Genomic DNA, 16,871 nt, shown 5'->3' with positions numbered 1-16,871 from the left:
TGCCTATAATTTGGTATAATAAACGGTATGAAAATCGTATCAGGAATCTATGGGGGACGTCCCCTCAAGACACTAGAAGGAAAGACGACAAGGCCTACTTCGGATAAGGTTAGGGGAGCCATTTTTAACATGATTGGTCCCTACTTTGAAGGGGGACGAGTCTTGGACCTTTATGCAGGTAGTGGTGGTTTATCTATCGAGGCAGTCTCACGTGGCATGTCCAGCGCTGTTTTGGTGGAGCGAGATCGTAAAGCTCAGACCATCGTGGCTGAAAATATCCAGATGACCAAGGAAGTTGGAAAATTTCAACTTCTCAAGATGGATGCAGAAAGGGCATTGGAACAGCTATCTGGGGAATTTGACCTCATTTTCTTAGACCCTCCTTATGCCAAGGAACAAATCGTAGCAGATATTGAAAAAATGGCTGAGAAAGAGCTTTTCTCTGAAAATGTCATGGTCGTGTGTGAGACGGATAAGGCCGTTGAACTTCCAGAAGAAATTGCCTGCCTGGGCATCTGGAAGGAAAAGATTTATGGAATTAGTAAGGTGACAGTCTATGTCAGATAAGATTGGCTTATTCACAGGCTCATTTGATCCGATGACAAATGGGCATTTGGATATGATTGAGAGGGCTAGCAAACTCTTTGATAAGCTCTATGTGGGTATTTTTTTTAATCCTCACAAACAAGGATTTCTCCCCATCGAAAATCGGAAACGGGGACTAGAAAAGGCTGTGAAATATTTGGGAAATGTTGAAGTTGTGTCTTCTCATGATGAATTGGTGGTTGATGTTGCAAAAAGACTGGAGGCTACTTGCCTAGTGCGGGGTTTGAGAAATGCAACGGATTTGCAATATGAAGCCAGTTTTGATTACTACAATCATCAGCTGTCTCCTGATATAGAAACCATTTATTTACATAGCCGACCTGAACATCTCTATATCAGTTCATCTGGTGTTCGAGAACTTTTGAAGTTTGGTCAGGATGTTGCCTGCTATGTTCCTGAGAGTATTTTGGAGGAAATTAAGAAATGAAAAAAAAGATTAGATGGCCCTTATACGTCATTGCGGCCTTGATAGCGACTTTCTTGGCTTTTGTGGTACCCTTGCCCTACTATATAGAAGTTCCAGGTGGTTCGGAAGATATTCGTCAAGTCCTCAAAGTCAATGACACAGAAGATAAGGAAGCTGGTGCCTATCACTTCGTTACGGTCGGTGTCCAACATGCTACTTTGGCTCATATGATTTATGCTTGGTTGACGCCTTTTACAGATATTCGTAGTGCTCAGGAGACTACAGGTGGATCTTCAGATGTTGAATTTATGCGGATCAATCAATTCTACATGCAGACATCACAAAATATGGCCAAGTATCAAGGACTAAAAACAGCTGGTAAAGATATCGAACTTAAATACCTTGGAGTTTATGTCTTGACGGTGACGGATAATTCGACCTTTAAAGGGATTCTCAACATCTCTGATACGGTCACAGCAGTCAATGACCAGACCTTTGACAGTTCCAAAGATTTGATTGATTACGTCAATTCTCAAAAACTAGGGGACTCCGTCAAGGTCACATATGAAGAGGATGGGCAAACCAAGTCTGCAGAAGGTAAGATTATCACCTTGGAAAATGGCAAAAATGGGATTGGAATCGGCTTGATTGACCGTACAGAAGTAACCAGTGATGTCCCAATTCGATTTTCAACAGCTGGTATCGGCGGTCCAAGTGCTGGTCTCATGTTTAGTCTGGCTATCTATACTCAAATAGCTGACCCTGGCCTTCGTAATGGCCGTATCGTTGCTGGTACAGGTACCATTGACCGCGATGGTAATGTGGGGGACATTGGAGGTATTGATAAAAAAGTTGTAGCTTCGGCTAGAGAAGGTGCTGCGATTTTCTTTGCCCCAGATAATCCTGTTAGCGAAGAAGAACAAAAAGCGCATCCAGATGCCAAAAACAACTACCAAACAGCTTTGGAAGCAGCCAAAACAATTAAGACGGATATGAAAATAGTGCCAGTTAAAACTCTACAAGATGCAATTGATTACTTGAAAAACAATCCCTAGTTTTTAAGGGAAGTTTCCAAACTAGCGCACAAACAGAGAAGATGGTATAATAGTCAAATGGTTCAATTATTATTCACTCTAAGCAGTCACATGCTCTTTATTTATGTGAGTTTTTACCTTTTAAAGAATCTTGTTAGATGGGAAAAGGTCTTAAAAGTGACAGCTGAGAACACAGGAAAAGTTCGTTTATTAGTAGCCTTTTTCAGCATTGTAATGGGCTACATCATGAGTTCTTTCTTTATTAGCCTGTATCAGTTGTGGCAAGAAGCGCTTAGAGGATTATTATAAAATCAATGTAAAGGAAATAAGTATGGAAAAAATTATGGTTCAAGGTGGCGATAATCGTCTGGTGGGAAGTGTTACGATTGAGGGAGCAAAAAATGCAGTATTGCCCTTGTTGGCAGCGACTATTCTAGCCAGTGAAGGAAAGACTGTCTTGCAGAATGTTCCTATCTTGTCAGATGTTTTCACTATGAATCAGGTGGTTCGTGGTTTGAATGCCAAGGTGGATTTTGATGAAGAAGCCCATCTTGTCGAGGTGGATGCGACTGGCGACATCACTGAGGAAGCTCCTTACAAGTATGTTAGCAAGATGCGTGCATCTATCGTTGTCTTGGGGCCAATCCTTGCCCGTGTAGGTCATGCCAAGGTATCCATGCCAGGTGGTTGTACGATTGGTAGCCGTCCTATTGATCTTCATTTGAAAGGTCTAGAAGCTATGGGTGCTAAGATTAGTCAGACAGCTGGTTACATCGAAGCCAAGGCTGATCGCTTACATGGAGCTCATATCTACATGGACTTCCCAAGTGTTGGTGCTACGCAGAACTTGATGATGGCGGCGACTCTGGCTGATGGGGTGACAGTGATTGAAAATGCTGCGCGTGAGCCTGAGATTGTGGACCTAGCCATTCTCCTCAATGAAATGGGAGCCAAGGTCAAAGGGGCTGGTACAGAGACCATTACCATTACTGGTGTGGAGAAACTTCACGGTACGACTCACAATGTGGTTCAAGATCGTATTGAAGCTGGAACCTTTATGGTGGCTGCTGCCATGACTGGTGGTGATGTCTTGATTAAAGACGCTGTTTGGGAGCACAACCGTCCCTTGATTGCCAAATTGCTTGAAATGGGAGTGGAAGTGACGGAGGAGACTGAAGGAATTCGAGTTCGCTCTCAACTAGAAAATCTAAAAGCTGTCCATGTGAAAACCTTGCCTCATCCAGGATTTCCAACAGATATGCAGGCTCAATTTACAGCCTTGATGACCGTTGCAAAAGGCGAATCAACTATGGTGGAGACAGTTTTTGAAAATCGTTTCCAACACCTAGAAGAAATGCGCCGCATGGGTTTGCATTCTGAGATTATCCGTGACACAGCTCGTATTGTTGGTGGACAGCCTTTGCAGGGAGCAGAAGTTCTTTCAACTGACCTTCGTGCCAGCGCAGCCTTGATTTTGACTGGTTTGGTAGCACAAGGAGAAACTGTGGTTGGTAAATTAGTCCACTTGGATAGAGGCTACTACCGATTTCATGAGAAGTTAGCGCAGCTGGGGGCTAAGATTCAGCGGATTGAGGCAAGTGATGAAGATGAATAAGAAATCAAGCTACGTAATCAAGCGTTTACTTCTAGTCATTTTGGTACTGTTTTTAGGTGCTCTAGCCTTAGGTATCGGCTTAATGGTCGGTTATGGAATCTTGGGCAAGGGTCAAGATCCATGGGCTATCCTGTCTCCAGCAAAATGGCAGGAATTGATTCATAAATTTACAGGAAATTAGGCTGGACAACCAGCCTTTTTCTAAAGATAAGGAGAAATATGAACAAAAAAACAAGACAGACACTGATTGGGCTGTTAGTGTTATTGCTTTTGTCTGCAGGTAGCTATTATATCAAGCAGATGCAGTCGACAGCTAATAGTCCTAAAACTAAAGTTAGTCAGAAAAAACAAGCTTCGGAAGCTCCTAGTCGGGAATTAGCAGAAAGTGTCTTAACAGACGCAGTCAAAGGCCAAATAAAAGGGAGTCTTGAGTGGAATGGAGCAGGTGCCTTTATTGTCAATGGTAATAAAACAAATCTAGATGCCAAGGTTTCAAGTAAACCCTACGCTGATAATAAAACAAAGACAGTGGGCAAGGAAACCGTGCCAACTGTAGCCAATGCTCTCTTGTCTAAGGCTACTCGTCAGTACAAGAATCGTGAAGAAACTGGGAATGGTTCGACTTCATGGACTCCTCCAGGCTGGCATCAGGTTAAGAATCTAAAGGGTTCCTATACTCATGCGGTCGATAGAGGTCACTTGTTAGGCTATGCCTTAATCGGTGGCTTAGATGGTTTTGATGCCTCAACAAGCAATCCTAAAAACATTGCTGTCCAGACAGCCTGGGCAAATCAGGCACAGGCCGAGGATTCGACTGGTCAAAACTACTATGAAAGCATGGTGCGTAAAGCCTTGGACCAAAACAAGCGTGTCCGTTACCGTGTAACTCTTTATTATGCTTCAAACGAGGATTTAGTTCCTTCAGCTTCACAGATTGAAGCCAAGTCCTCAGACGGAGAATTGGAATTCAATGTTCTAGTTCCTAATGTTCAAAAGGGACTTCAACTGGATTACCGAACTGGAGAAGTAATGGTTACTCAGTAAAAGATAAGATAAACTCCTACGTCACTTGTGAATGTAGGGGTTCTTTTTTGGACAATTTAGGTCGGACTACAAATAGACATTGAGAAAAAATAATATGTACTGGACTAAATTTTGTGATATAATAAAGGATAAGATACTATTTTAGGAGAAGAACTATGGAAGACCCAAGTAGTCAGAATTTGTTGCTACAATTTGTTTTATTGTTTATCTTGACGGTATTAAATGCCTTTTTCTCAGCCACAGAAATGGCCATGGTTTCACTTAACCGTGCGCGGGTTGAACAAAAGGCAGAAGAAGGAGATAGACGCTATATCCGTTTGCTGAAGGTACTAGAAAATCCTAACCATTTTTTATCAACCATTCAAGTAGGGATTACCCTGATTACGATCTTATCAGGGGCGAGTTTGGCAGAAACTCTGGGACGAGAAATTGCATCTTGGCTTGGAAATAGTGAAACAGCTTATGCCATTGCTAGTTTTCTATCTTTAGCATTTTTGACTTATATTTCCATCGTTTTTGGGGAATTGTATCCTAAGAGAATTGCTCTTAATCTAAAGGATGCCTTGGCGATTCGTACAGCGCCAGTTATTATTGGCCTGGGGAAACTCGTTAGTCCTTTTGTCTGGCTCTTGTCTGCGTCTACCAATCTTTTGAGTCGTTTGACTCCTATGACCTTTGACGATGCTGACGAAAAAATGACCCGTGATGAAATTGAGTACATGTTGACAAATAGTGAAGAAACACTTGATGCTGACGAAATTGAGATGTTACAGGGGATTTTTTCATTGGACGAATTGATGGCCAGAGAAGTCATGGTTCCTCGAACGGATGCCTTTATGGTGGATATTCAGGATGATAGTCAAACCATTATCCAAAGCATTTTAAAACAAAACTTTTCCCGTATACCAGTTTATGATGGGGATAAGGACAATGTGATTGGAATCATTCATACCAAGAGTCTTCTTAAGGCAGCCTTTGTAGACGGTTTTGATAACATTGTATGGAAGAGGATTTTACAAGATCCACTTTTTGTTCCTGAAACTATTTTTGTGGATGACTTGCTAAAAGAATTGCGCAATACCCAAAGACAAATGGCAATCTTGCTGGATGAATACGGTGGGATGGCTGGTTTGGTGACCTTAGAAGACCTCTTAGAGGAAATCGTTGGGGAAATCGATGACGAAACAGATAAGGCTGAAATCGAAGTCCATAAGATTGGAGAAGATACTTATATCGTTCAAGGTACCATGAATCTCAATGATTTTAATGACTACTTTGATGTTGAACTGGAAAGTGATGACGTTGATACCATCGCTGGTTACTATTTGACAGGAGTGGGGACCATTCCAACGACTGAGAAACTCAGCTATGAATTGATCAGCCAAAACAAACAGCTTATCTTAACCAATGATAAGGTAAAAAATGGACGTGTTACCAAGGTAAAAGTCCAAATTACAGAAATTGAAATAGAAGAAGAAACAGAGTAAACTAGAGGCTTTTGTCACCAGGAGTGACAAAGCTTTTTTCAGTTGATTTCAAAAGAGAATTGTGTCCTCGAAAAACTCAGCCCTAACCTAGTCCCAAAAGTTTTTTAAAGTTATACGTATTTATTCGAGGAAAAAGAAAAAAGCCCTTTAAATTGGGCTTTCTGTTTAAATGGAACCTGATAAATCAAGTTATAGAAGGCGGTAGACGGATTTGAACCGACGATCAAGCTTTTGCAGAGCCGTGCCTTACCACTTGGCTATACCGCCTTAACGTTTATTATTATACCTTGAAAATCATTCTCAGTCAATACTTTTTTCAGATTTTTTGTATGAATAAGCCTAAATATTCTGAAAATTCGTTTACTTTTCTTGAAATCTATGATATAATTGATAACAACCTATATTTTATAAGAGGAGTAAAAAATGAAAAAAAGTCAAGTGCTTGCTGTAGCGGGAGCTACCTTATTAACGTCAGGAGTTCTAGCTGCGTGTTCAAACACTAGTTCAAATAATGCTAAACTAGCAAAAGATTACCAATATGTTTATCAAACAGATCCAGAAACCTTGGATTATATCGTCAGCAATATCGATTCAACATCATTCATCACAACAAATGCTGTAGATGGTTTGTTGGCTAACGATAAATATGGTAATCTGGTTCCTTCTATCGCTGAATCATGGACAGTTTCAAAAGATGGTTTGACTTATACCTATAAAATCCGTAAGGATGCTAAATGGGTAACTGCAGAGGGAGAAGAATACGCTCCTGTAACTGCTAAAGACTTCGTTACTGGTTTGAAACACGCCGTAGATGGAAAATCAAAAGGACTTTCAATCGTTAGCTCTTCTATTAAGGGATTAGAAGCATATATCAAGGGTGAAACAAAAGACTTTTCAACGGTTGGTGTAAAAGCACTTGATGATCAAACTTTAGAATATACCTTGAATCAACCAGAAACTTTCTGGAATGACAAGACAACTAGCGGTGTCATGATGCCAGTTAATGAAGAGTTTTTAGCTTCAAAAGGTGAAGGGTTTGGTGCTCCAACAGATGCTAACTCTATTCTTTATAACGGTCCATTTGTCTTGAAGGCTGTAACTCCTAAATCATCTATCGAGATGGCTAAAAATGACGCATACTGGGACAAAGAAAATGTAAAAATTGAGAATGTTAAGTTCACTTTTTGGGATGGTAAAGATCAAGATGTGATTGCTAAAGGTTTTGCTGATGGTCAATATAGCAAGGCTCGTATCTTCCCTACAAGTTCTACATATGAAAAATATGCAGCTGACTTCAAAGATAACATTTACTTTAACGAACCAGGTGCAGGTGTTGCAACCGTCAGCTTGAACTATGGTCGTACAGCTTATAACCACACAGCTAAGACAAGTGAAGCACAAAAGACCTCTACTCAAAAAGCTTTGCTAAATAAGGAGTTCCGTCAAGCCTTGAACTTTGCGGTAGATCGTAATTCTTATTCAGCTCAAACAAATGGTACAGATGGAGCTGCAGTAGCTATTCGTAATACATTTGCACCTTATGCTCTTCAAGTTGGTAAGAAAACATTTGGTGAATTGGTACAAGAAAGCTTGGCTAAGACGAATTCTTCTACTTGGGCTAAGATTTCTCTAGCAGATTCTCAAAATGGACTTTACAATGAAGAAAAAGCTAAAGAAGTCTTTGCTAAAGCTAAATCAAGTCTACAAGCTGAAGGTGTTGAATTCCCAATCCACTTAGATGCCTTGGTTATTCAAGAATCAACAGCGGTTGTAAACCGTGTTCAATCATTGAAGCAATCAATTGAAAAAGTATTGGGTTCAGATAATGTTGTTGTAGACTTGCAACAAATGACTCAAGCAGAAGCTTTACCAATTTCATTTAGTGCTCCAACAGCTAAAGAGCAAGACTGGGATATCCATACTTTGATAGGATGGACCCCTGACTATCAAGATCCGTCTACTTTCTTGGATCAGTTTGTCATCAAGGGAGGAAACACTCGCCTTTACCTTGGTATTGACCAAAAAACGGATGCATCAGTAGTAAGTAAACTTGGTTTGGCTGACTATGGAAAATTACTTGATGACGCAAACAGCGAAAACCAAGATGTTCAAAAACGTTATGAAAAATACGCAGTAGCACAAGCTTGGTTGACTGATAATGCTTTGACAATTCCAGTAATGGCTACTCCTAAAGAAACAGCCGTTTCATTTGTTTCAAAGGTTTTACCATTTAGCTCTTCATATTCTGTAGCTGGCCTTAAAGGTGAAAATGCAGGATACTTGAAGTATACTCAAGTTGGTGAAAAAGCAATCACCAAAGAAGAGTATGAAAAAGCTCGTGAAAAATGGTTGAAAGAAAAGACTGAGTCAAACGAGAAAGCTCAAAAAGAATTGGCAAGTCATGTGAAGTAAATAATTTTCAATAGAACTTTCTCTCCATGAGGAGAAGGTTCTTTTGGGATTTTTAAAGGAAATGATATGAAAAAATATATTTTTATGCGTGTTTTGCGGTCATTGGTTTCTATCTTCTTAGTAACAACCTTGACTTACACGATCATCTATACAATGGTTCCTCGAAAATTGATTTTCAAACAGGATACCAACTATAACAAGATTGCGACAACGGCTGATAAACGTGATAACTATGAAAATACCGTTTATGAGCGTATGGGCTATATCGAGTACTACGATACCAAAGAGTTGCAAGAAAAAGCTAGCCAGATGGATGCTTCTGTAACAGTTGAAGCCAATGACACCAACAAGGCTATCTATGAAAAATACATCAAACAAATCGGTCATGGTTGGACCTTGGGAGAATTTACTGAAAGTGGCCAATTCTACGCTACTCGTGAAATCCCAATTTTTGAACGTGTTTTCAAATTCTATGCTAACTTGATTGACATTGACCATACTAATAAAATTCAAGACCCTGAAAATCCAGACTTGAAACGTTACCTTCGTTTTGAAAACGATCCAGCTATCGGATGGTCATTGGTTGGTTCAGGAACTAAACACAAATATCTCTTGTACTTCAACAGTCAGTTCCCATTTGTGCATCAAAATTTTGTGAACATTAATTTAGGCGACTCTTATCCAACCTATGCTAATAGCCCTGTTTTACAGGTTATTACTCAGGGACAAGGACAAACAAAAACATCTCAAGTTCAGTTCCCAACAGGTAAGAAAACTTCTTCTGTAAATATTTACTCAAGAACCTACAAATCACCTAGTCAGGCTGACTCTCGTGAAGTAGCTAACTATGGGAAAGATGACCCATATACTGCAACTGAAAGTAACTACCAATATCCTTCTATGATTGCTAGCTCTGCTGTCGTTGGATTGATCGGTTTGCTGATTTCTTATGCGATTGCCGTGCCACTTGGTTCAGCCATGGCTCGCTTTAAGAACACTTGGATTGATAGCTTCTCAACAGGGGCTTTGACCTTCTTGATGGCTCTTCCAACCATTGCCTTGGTTTATATCGTTCGTTTGGCTGGTTCTTCAATCGGTTTGCCAGATTCATTCCCTATCTTGGGTGCTGGAGATTGGCGTTCTTACGTTTTACCAGCAGTTATCCTTGGTTTGTTGGGTGCTCCTGGTACAGCTATTTGGATTCGTCGTTATATGATTGACTTGCAATCACAAGACTTTGTACGTTTTGCTCGTGCCAAAGGTTTGTCTGAAAAAGAAATTTCAAATAAACACATCTTTAAAAATGCCATGGTTCCGCTGGTTTCAGGAATTCCTGGTGCTGTTATCGGGGTTATCGGTGGTGCAACCCTTACTGAAACAGTCTTCGCCTTCCCAGGTATGGGTAAAATGTTGATTGACTCTGTAAAAGCATCTAATAACTCTATGGTCGTTGGTCTTGTCTTCATCTTTACATGTATTTCTATCTTCTCACTTCTTTTGGGAGATATTTGGATGACGATTATTGACCCACGTATTAAATTGACTGAGAAAGGAGGCAAATAATGTCTACAATCGATAAAGAAAAATTTCAGTTCGTAAAACGTGACGATTTTGCCTCTGAAGCCATTGATGCGCCAGCTTATTCATACTGGGGTTCAGTGTTTAGACAATTCATGAAGAAAAAATCAACTGTAGTCATGTTGGGAATTTTGGTGGCTATCATTTTGATGAGTTTCATCTACCCAATGTTTTCTAAGTTTGATTTCAATGATGTCAGCAAGGTAAACGACTTTAGTGCTCGTTATATCAAACCAAATGCTGAGCATTGGTTCGGTACAGACAGTAACGGTAAATCTCTCTTTGACGGTGTCTGGTTCGGAGCTCGTAACTCTATCCTCATTTCTGTGATTGCGACAGTGATTAACCTAGTTATCGGTGTCTTTGTCGGTGGTATTTGGGGAATTTCAAAATCAGTTGACCGTGTGATGATGGAAGTTTATAACGTCATCTCCAACATTCCATCTCTTTTGATTGTCATTGTCTTGACTTACTCAATCGGAGCTGGATTCTGGAATCTGATTTTTGCCATGAGTGTGACAACATGGATCGGGATTGCCTTCATGATTCGTGTGCAAATCTTGCGTTATCGTGATTTGGAATACAACTTGGCGTCACGTACTTTGGGAACACCAACCTTGAAGATTGTTGCCAAAAACATCATGCCTCAATTGGTCTCTGTTATTGTGACAACGATGACCCAAATGCTTCCAAGCTTTATCTCATACGAAGCCTTCTTGTCTTTCTTCGGTCTTGGATTACCGATTACAGTGCCAAGTTTGGGTCGTTTAATTTCGGATTATTCACAAAACGTAACAACCAATGCTTACTTGTTCTGGATTCCATTGACAACTCTTGTCTTGGTATCCTTGTCCCTTTTCGTAGTTGGTCAAAACTTAGCAGATGCTAGTGATCCACGTACACATAGATAGGAGTAGAAATGACAAAAGAAAAAAATGTAATTTTGACTGCTCGCGATATTGTCGTGGAATTTGACGTTCGTGACAAAGTATTGACAGCTATTCGTGGCGTTTCTCTTGAGCTGCTTGAAGGTGAAGTGTTGGCCTTGGTAGGTGAGTCAGGATCAGGGAAATCTGTTTTGACAAAAACCTTCACTGGTATGCTTGAAGAAAATGGTCGCATTGCTCAAGGTAGCATTGACTACCGTGGTCAGGATTTGACAGCCTTGTCTTCTCACAAGGATTGGGAACAAATTCGTGGTGCTAAGATTGCGACTATCTTCCAAGATCCAATGACTAGTTTAGACCCAATTAAAACAATTGGTAGTCAGATTACAGAAGTTATTGTAAAACACCAAGGAAAAACAGCTAAAGAAGCGAAAGAATTGGCCATTGACTACATGAATAAGGTTGGGATTCCAGAAGCAGATAGACGTTTTGATGAATACCCATTCCAATATTCTGGAGGAATGCGTCAACGTATCGTTATTGCTATTGCCCTTGCCTGCCGACCTGATGTCTTGATCTGTGATGAGCCAACAACAGCCTTGGATGTAACCATCCAAGCACAGATTATTGATTTGCTCAAATCCTTGCAAAACGAGTACCATTTCACAACAATCTTTATCACCCATGACCTTGGTGTGGTAGCAAGTATTGCAGATAAGGTAGCAGTTATGTATGCAGGAGAAATCGTTGAGTATGGAACGGTTGAGGAAGTCTTCTATGATCCTCGCCATCCATATACATGGAGTCTCTTGTCTAGCTTGCCTCAGCTTGCTGATGATAAAGGGGATCTTTACTCAATCCCAGGAACACCTCCGTCGCTTTATACTGACCTGAAAGGGGATGCTTTTGCCTTGCGTTCTGACTATGCAATGCAGATTGACTTCGAACAAAAAGCTCCTCAATTCTCAGTATCAGAGACGCATTGGGCTAAAACTTGGCTACTTCATGAGGATGCTCCAAAAGTAGAAAAACCAGCTGTGATTGCAAATCTTCACGATAAGATCCGTGATAAAATGGGATTTGCCCATCTGGCAGACTAGGAGGAAGGAAATGTCTGAAAAATTAGTAGAAATCAAAGATTTAGAAATTTCCTTCGGTGAAGGAAGTAAGAAGTTTGTCGCGGTTAAAAATGCTAACTTCTTTATCAACAAGGGAGAAACGTTCTCGCTTGTAGGTGAGTCAGGAAGTGGGAAAACAACTATTGGTCGTGCTATCATCGGTCTAAATGATACAAGTAATGGAGATATCATTTTTGAAGGTCAAAAGATTAATGGTAAGAAATCGCGTGAACAAGCTGCAGAATTGATTCGTCGGATCCAGATGATTTTCCAAGACCCTGCCGCAAGTTTGAATGAACGTGCGACTGTTGATTATATTATTTCTGAAGGTCTTTACAATCATCATCTGTTCAAGGATGAAGAAGAACGTAAAGAGAAAGTTCAAAATATTATTCGTGAAGTAGGTCTTCTTGCTGAGCACTTGACTCGTTACCCTCATGAATTCTCAGGTGGTCAACGTCAACGTATCGGTATCGCTCGTGCCTTGGTCATGCAACCAGACTTTGTTATTGCGGATGAGCCCATTTCAGCCTTGGACGTTTCTGTTCGTGCCCAAGTCTTGAACTTGCTCAAAAAATTCCAAAAAGAACTTGGTTTGACCTATCTCTTTATCGCCCATGACTTATCGGTCGTTCGCTTTATTTCAGACCGTATCGCGGTTATTTACAAGGGTGTTATTGTAGAGGTTGCAGAAACAGAAGAATTGTTTAACAATCCAATTCATCCATATACTCAAGCCTTGCTTTCAGCGGTACCAATTCCAGACCCAATCTTGGAACGCAAGAAGGTCTTGAAGGTTTACGACCCAAGTCAACACGACTATGAGACTGATAAGCCGTCTATGGTTGAAATCCGTCCAGGTCACTATGTTTGGGCGAACCAAGCCGAATTGGCACGTTATCAACAAGGATTAAACTAATAATGGTTTTATAATTTCCATGTTAACTTTTATGGAAATTATAAACCTTTTTTTGTTGGACTGATTTGAAAATGCTTTGCAAATATCCTGAAAGAATTTTCGAAAAAATTTAAAAAATTCTGAAATATTCTTGACAGGTGATGAAAAAGGTGGTAAGATAGGAAACATCAAAAAAAGAAAGCAGAAAAAGAAATGAATAAGAAACAAGCTGTAACGATGAATCAAAACTTTTACTTTAGCTACTTTAGATAGTGTTTGTAGACATGTCACCATGGATGCAAACAGTTCAAGCAATTTGTTTGTATCTATGTGGCTAAGATTTTTGATTGTGGTCCATATAGATGAATATCTAAATGGACTAGCAAAGTTATAACTTGTTAGATTATTTCAAGCATCCGTTTAGATAGTATCTAGGCGGTTTTTTGTTTTATCTTTTCTGAGAAGGAGTTTCATTATGAAAGTTGTTCGAAAATTACTAGCACCCCTCTTGGTAGTGGGGATTCTCTTGACCTCTCTGATTAGTTTGCATCAGTTGAAGGCAGATAAGAAAAAAGATGTCTTTCGTATCGGTATTTCACAATTTATTACCCACCAGTCTCTAGACGCTACTAGAGAAGGTTTTGTGGATGAGCTGGCCAAGCAAGGCTATGTTGAGGGGAAAAATATCGAGATTGATTTGCAAAATGCACAGGGAGAACAAAGAAATCTAAAAACCATTTCCCAGCAATTAGCAGAATCTAGTGATGTCGTTCTAGCCATCGCAACACCTTCTGCTCAGAGCTTGGCCAATACAACACAAACGACACCTGTTATTTTTTCAGCGGTAACAGATCCTGTCAGCGCCAAGTTGGTTGAGTCAAGAGAGCATCCTGGGGGCAATGTAACTGGGACAAGCGATCAGTCATCAGATGCCATTTCAACTCAAATCAATTTGATAAAGAGAGTATTGCCAAAGGCTAAAACGATTGGAATTCTCTATACTCAGAGCGAGCCAAACTCAGTTGTCCAAAAGGATGAAGCTAAGCGTCTTCTGGAAGAAAAAGGCTTTACCGTTGTTGAAAAAACAATCTTGGATAGTAACAACGTCAAGGCGGCAGCAGAGAGCTTGATGACAGAGGTGGATATGGTTTTTGTACCAACGGACAATATCATTTCGTCAACCATGGAAACAGTCAAGCAGGTTTCTATTAAACACAAGGTACCAGTATTTGGTGGTTCAACAGAAATGGTTGCGCTTGGTGGTTTGTATAACTACGGAACCAATTATGAAGAATTGGGACGTCAGACAGCACGAATGCTGGTTCGTGTTTTAAAAGGTGAGAAGCCAGAAAATATAGCAGTTGAGTTGCCTGAAAAACTGGAATTGCATACCAATCAAGAAATGGCGGCTGCGCTAGGAATTGATATCAGTAAGTTAGAAGGTAAGGAATAAGGAGGTTTAAGATGAATTTTGTATTATCTAGTTTATCAGAAGGTTTGCTATGGTCGATTATGGCTATTGGAGTCTACTTGACTTTCCGTATTTTGGATATTGCGGATATGACTGCTGAGGGAGCCTTTCCTCTGGGGGCAGCTGTCGTTGTATCACAGATACAGGTAGGGACAAATCCTTGGATTGCGACTTTACTGGCTTTGCTGGCAGGTATGGTCGCAGGTCTTGTATCAGGAATGCTCCACACCAAGATGAAAATTCCAGCTCTCTTAACAGGGATTGTGACCTTGACAGGGCTCTATTCGATCAATATTAAAATCATGGGAAGTGTGCCCAATCTTTCCTTGGGAGATTCTGCAACCGTCTTTAAACAATTGGTGAGCTTGGGATTGACAAACGAAGAAACTGTTTTCTCACTTAGTTTGGCCTGTCTATTACTTGTTTGTTTGGTCTTGACCCTTTTGATGAAAACGGAGATTGGTTTGGTTTTACGTTCTACTGGGGACAATATTCCGATGACTGAGGCCAATGGGGTCAATGTAGACACCATGAAGATTGTTGGTTACATGATTTCAAACGGCTTGATTGCCCTATGTGGTTCCTTGTTTGCCCAAAATGATGGATTTTCAGATGTGACTTCTGGGACAGGAACCATCGTTGTTGGTTTGAGTGCAGTGATTATTGCGGAAGTCTTGATACACGACTTGACCATTGGAGGCCGCTTATTATCTATTGGAATTGGTGCAATTGTTTACCGCTTGATTATTTTAAATATCTATGAAATTCCAAATCTAGATCAAAATCTAGTTCGTCTCTTTAATGCAATCTTGTTAGCCTTAGTTTTATTTGCACCAGAATTGCAAAAGAGATTAAAGATTCGTGGTCTGAAATTGAGAAATGAATAGGAGGAGAAAGTTATGGCAAGTTTGTTAACACTTGAAAATATTCACAAAACATTTGAAGCAGGGACGGTCAATGAGAACCATGTCCTCAAAGGATTAGATTTAGAAGTTGAAGAGGGAGATTTTATATCTGTGATTGGTGGAAATGGAGCAGGGAAATCCACTTTGATGAATATCTTGGCTGGCAATCTATCGGTGGACGAAGGAGACCTTTTATTGGCAGGCAAATCCATTAAAAATATGAGTGTAAGAAAGAGAGCCAAGGATATTGCCCGTGTTTTTCAAGATCCGAAGATGGGGACAGCTTCTCGTTTGACGATTGAGGAGAATATGGCCATTGCCTTGAGACGTGGTCAGAAGAGAGGACTTGGCTGGGGTGTGAAGGAGAAGGATAGAATCCAGTTCCAAGAAGCTTTGAAAGAGTTGAATATTGGTCTTGAAAATCGCTTGAAAGTAGATACTCAATACCTCTCGGGAGGACAAAGACAGGCCTTGACCCTAATCATGGCTGCTCTGGTGAAACCCAAACTTTTGCTTTTGGATGAACATACTGCGGCACTTGACCCGAAAACTAGTCAAATGGTGATGGATTTGACGCAAAAGATTGTGGAACACCATCAGTTGACGACTTTGATGATTACCCACGATATGAACCATGCGATTGAGTACGGCAATCGTCTCATTATGCTCTATCAGGGCAAGATAGTGGTGGATGTCAAAGGAGAAGAGAAAAAGCATCTGACGGTTGAAGATCTCATGCATCTTTTTCAGAAAAATAGTGGCCAAAGTCTAGTCAGTGATGAGTTGGTTTTGGGATAAAGAAAAAGGCTGAGATGTGGTGTCTCAGTCTTTTATTAGTATAAATGGATAGGCAGAAATATGAAATTGATACTCTTCTAAAATCTCTTCAAACCACGTCAGATCTTTGATTTTCATTGAGTATAAACTCAGTAAGGAGGCCTCTTTTGCAGAAAAGCAGGGTTCTTTTTGCTGTCTATTCCCTCCCTGAAAGCGTAAAACAAACTGGTCAGGGTGGCTAGTTTATGGTATAATGAAAGGGACTCAAAAAGAAACAGGAGAAAAATGATGGATTTACTATTAGCAATTGTATTGATTGTGCTAGCTTTTCTAGGAGGGGCTCTTGGAGGAATGTACTTGGTTCGTAAGCAAATTGAAAAAGAATTCGCTGACAACCCACGTTTGAATGCTGAAGCAGTTCGTACTCTTTTGAGTGCAAATGGTCAAAAACCAAGCGAAGCAAAGGTACAACAAGTTTACCACCAAATCATCCGCCAACAAAAGGCAGCCCTTGCTAACAATAAAAAGAAAAAATAAATAAGGAAAAGTCTGGGATGAAAGTTCCAGACTTCTCACTATGTTGGCTAAGGGTTTAGGGATGAGACTTTTTCCTTGCATTCTATTGATATTTGA

The 16,871-nt window shown here is 40.3% G+C and carries 15 protein-coding genes, 1 tRNA gene and 1 pseudogene; 16 read left to right on the top strand and 1 reads right to left on the bottom strand.

The features are described 5' to 3' along the window. Window positions 1-27 precede the first annotated feature (27 nt). The 7 genes and pseudogenes from rsmD (at window position 28) to RWP09_RS06975 (ending at window position 6,192) form a co-directional block, all read left to right on the top strand. The gene (gene rsmD / locus RWP09_RS07010; protein WP_314435798.1) at window positions 28-567 is read left to right on the top strand and encodes a 16S rRNA (guanine(966)-N(2))-methyltransferase RsmD; all 540 of its coding nucleotides are present in this window, start codon (window positions 28-30) and stop codon (window positions 565-567) included. Continuing rightward, window positions 557-2,067, top strand: a pseudogene (locus RWP09_RS07000) (SepM family pheromone-processing serine protease). Before rsmD ends, RWP09_RS07000 begins: the two are co-directional and overlap by 11 nt. A 57-nt stretch (window positions 2,068-2,124) precedes the next feature. After that, window positions 2,125-2,355, top strand: a complete 231-nt coding sequence (locus tag RWP09_RS06995) for a DUF1146 family protein (protein WP_000250399.1) — start codon at window positions 2,125-2,127, stop codon at window positions 2,353-2,355. Window positions 2,356-2,377: 22 nt separating this feature from the next. Beyond that, on the top strand, window positions 2,378-3,661 hold the full coding sequence (gene murA / locus RWP09_RS06990; protein WP_314435790.1) for a UDP-N-acetylglucosamine 1-carboxyvinyltransferase: 1,284 nt from the start codon (window positions 2,378-2,380) through the stop codon (window positions 3,659-3,661). Next, a complete protein-coding gene (locus RWP09_RS06985) occupies window positions 3,654-3,842 on the top strand; it encodes a DNA-directed RNA polymerase subunit beta (RefSeq protein WP_004241151.1) in 189 nt (62 codons plus the stop codon). Before murA ends, RWP09_RS06985 begins: the two co-directional genes overlap by 8 nt. Window positions 3,843-3,880: 38 nt before the next feature. Further along, window positions 3,881-4,705 (top strand): DNA-entry nuclease EndA, encoded by an 825-nt coding sequence (endA, locus tag RWP09_RS06980; RefSeq protein ID WP_314435786.1) that lies wholly within the window; start codon window positions 3,881-3,883, stop codon window positions 4,703-4,705. A gap of 155 nt (window positions 4,706-4,860) precedes the next feature. Further along, a complete protein-coding gene (locus RWP09_RS06975) occupies window positions 4,861-6,192 on the top strand; it encodes a hemolysin family protein (RefSeq protein WP_314435783.1) in 1,332 nt (443 codons plus the stop codon). Window positions 6,193-6,388: 196 nt separating this feature from the next. Here RWP09_RS06975 and RWP09_RS06970 read toward each other — a convergent pair. After that, a tRNA-Cys gene (locus RWP09_RS06970) sits at window positions 6,389-6,459 on the bottom strand. A 156-nt stretch (window positions 6,460-6,615) separates the two neighbouring features. Here RWP09_RS06970 and RWP09_RS06965 point away from each other — a divergent pair. The 9 genes from RWP09_RS06965 (at window position 6,616) to RWP09_RS06925 (ending at window position 16,775) form a co-directional block, all read left to right on the top strand. Further along, complete coding sequence (locus RWP09_RS06965) at window positions 6,616-8,604, top strand: peptide ABC transporter substrate-binding protein (protein ID WP_314435780.1); 1,989 nt, start codon at window positions 6,616-6,618, stop codon at window positions 8,602-8,604. A 66-nt stretch (window positions 8,605-8,670) separates the two neighbouring features. After that, window positions 8,671-10,167 carry an ABC transporter permease gene (locus RWP09_RS06960; RefSeq protein ID WP_173277231.1) on the top strand — a complete coding sequence of 499 codons (1,497 nt, stop codon included), beginning with the start codon at window positions 8,671-8,673 and terminating at the stop codon, window positions 10,165-10,167. Then, window positions 10,167-11,093 carry an oligopeptide ABC transporter permease OppC gene (oppC, locus tag RWP09_RS06955; RefSeq protein ID WP_000103691.1) on the top strand — a complete coding sequence of 309 codons (927 nt, stop codon included), beginning with the start codon at window positions 10,167-10,169 and terminating at the stop codon, window positions 11,091-11,093. The genes RWP09_RS06960 and oppC overlap by 1 nt, the downstream gene beginning before the upstream one ends. Before the next feature lie 8 nt (window positions 11,094-11,101). Further along, complete coding sequence (locus RWP09_RS06950; RefSeq protein ID WP_261054367.1) at window positions 11,102-12,169, top strand: ABC transporter ATP-binding protein; 1,068 nt, start codon at window positions 11,102-11,104, stop codon at window positions 12,167-12,169. A 10-nt stretch (window positions 12,170-12,179) separates the two neighbouring features. Beyond that, entirely contained in the window at window positions 12,180-13,106 is a 927-nt protein-coding gene (locus RWP09_RS06945; RefSeq protein WP_125423341.1) for an ATP-binding cassette domain-containing protein, read from the top strand. A 454-nt stretch (window positions 13,107-13,560) separates the two neighbouring features. Beyond that, complete coding sequence (locus RWP09_RS06940; protein ID WP_314435771.1) at window positions 13,561-14,538, top strand: ABC transporter substrate-binding protein; 978 nt, start codon at window positions 13,561-13,563, stop codon at window positions 14,536-14,538. Window positions 14,539-14,549: 11 nt separating this feature from the next. Then, on the top strand, window positions 14,550-15,443 hold the full coding sequence (locus tag RWP09_RS06935) for an ABC transporter permease subunit (protein ID WP_314435768.1): 894 nt from the start codon (window positions 14,550-14,552) through the stop codon (window positions 15,441-15,443). 12 nt (window positions 15,444-15,455) lie between these two features. Continuing rightward, the gene (locus RWP09_RS06930) at window positions 15,456-16,259 is read left to right on the top strand and encodes an ABC transporter ATP-binding protein (RefSeq protein WP_042900324.1); all 804 of its coding nucleotides are present in this window, start codon (window positions 15,456-15,458) and stop codon (window positions 16,257-16,259) included. Between the two features lie 267 nt (window positions 16,260-16,526). Continuing rightward, on the top strand, window positions 16,527-16,775 hold the full coding sequence (locus RWP09_RS06925) for a YneF family protein (protein WP_000364990.1): 249 nt from the start codon (window positions 16,527-16,529) through the stop codon (window positions 16,773-16,775). The last annotated feature ends 96 nt before the right edge of the window (window positions 16,776-16,871 follow it).

The organism is uncultured Streptococcus sp., from assembly GCF_963521255.1.
GTDB lineage: Bacteria > Bacillota > Bacilli > Lactobacillales > Streptococcaceae > Streptococcus.
This window is presented reverse-complemented; position numbering and strand designations above follow the sequence as displayed.

Bases quoted from the DNA above. Each gene is read 5' to 3' on its own strand.
- rsmD (WP_314435798.1), top strand. From the start codon at position 28: ATGAAAATCGTATCAGGAATCTATGGGGGACGTCCCCTCAAGACACTA.
- RWP09_RS06995 (WP_000250399.1), top strand. From the start codon at position 2,125: ATGGTTCAATTATTATTCACTCTAAGCAGTCACATGCTCTTTATTTAT.
- murA (WP_314435790.1), top strand. From the start codon at position 2,378: ATGGAAAAAATTATGGTTCAAGGTGGCGATAATCGTCTGGTGGGAAGT.
- RWP09_RS06985 (WP_004241151.1), top strand. From the start codon at position 3,654: ATGAATAAGAAATCAAGCTACGTAATCAAGCGTTTACTTCTAGTCATT.
- endA (WP_314435786.1), top strand. From the start codon at position 3,881: ATGAACAAAAAAACAAGACAGACACTGATTGGGCTGTTAGTGTTATTG.
- RWP09_RS06975 (WP_314435783.1), top strand. From the start codon at position 4,861: ATGGAAGACCCAAGTAGTCAGAATTTGTTGCTACAATTTGTTTTATTG.
- RWP09_RS06965 (WP_314435780.1), top strand. From the start codon at position 6,616: ATGAAAAAAAGTCAAGTGCTTGCTGTAGCGGGAGCTACCTTATTAACG.
- RWP09_RS06960 (WP_173277231.1), top strand. From the start codon at position 8,671: ATGAAAAAATATATTTTTATGCGTGTTTTGCGGTCATTGGTTTCTATC.
- oppC (WP_000103691.1), top strand. From the start codon at position 10,167: ATGTCTACAATCGATAAAGAAAAATTTCAGTTCGTAAAACGTGACGAT.
- RWP09_RS06950 (WP_261054367.1), top strand. From the start codon at position 11,102: ATGACAAAAGAAAAAAATGTAATTTTGACTGCTCGCGATATTGTCGTG.
- RWP09_RS06945 (WP_125423341.1), top strand. From the start codon at position 12,180: ATGTCTGAAAAATTAGTAGAAATCAAAGATTTAGAAATTTCCTTCGGT.
- RWP09_RS06940 (WP_314435771.1), top strand. From the start codon at position 13,561: ATGAAAGTTGTTCGAAAATTACTAGCACCCCTCTTGGTAGTGGGGATT.
- RWP09_RS06935 (WP_314435768.1), top strand. From the start codon at position 14,550: ATGAATTTTGTATTATCTAGTTTATCAGAAGGTTTGCTATGGTCGATT.
- RWP09_RS06930 (WP_042900324.1), top strand. From the start codon at position 15,456: ATGGCAAGTTTGTTAACACTTGAAAATATTCACAAAACATTTGAAGCA.
- RWP09_RS06925 (WP_000364990.1), top strand. From the start codon at position 16,527: ATGGATTTACTATTAGCAATTGTATTGATTGTGCTAGCTTTTCTAGGA.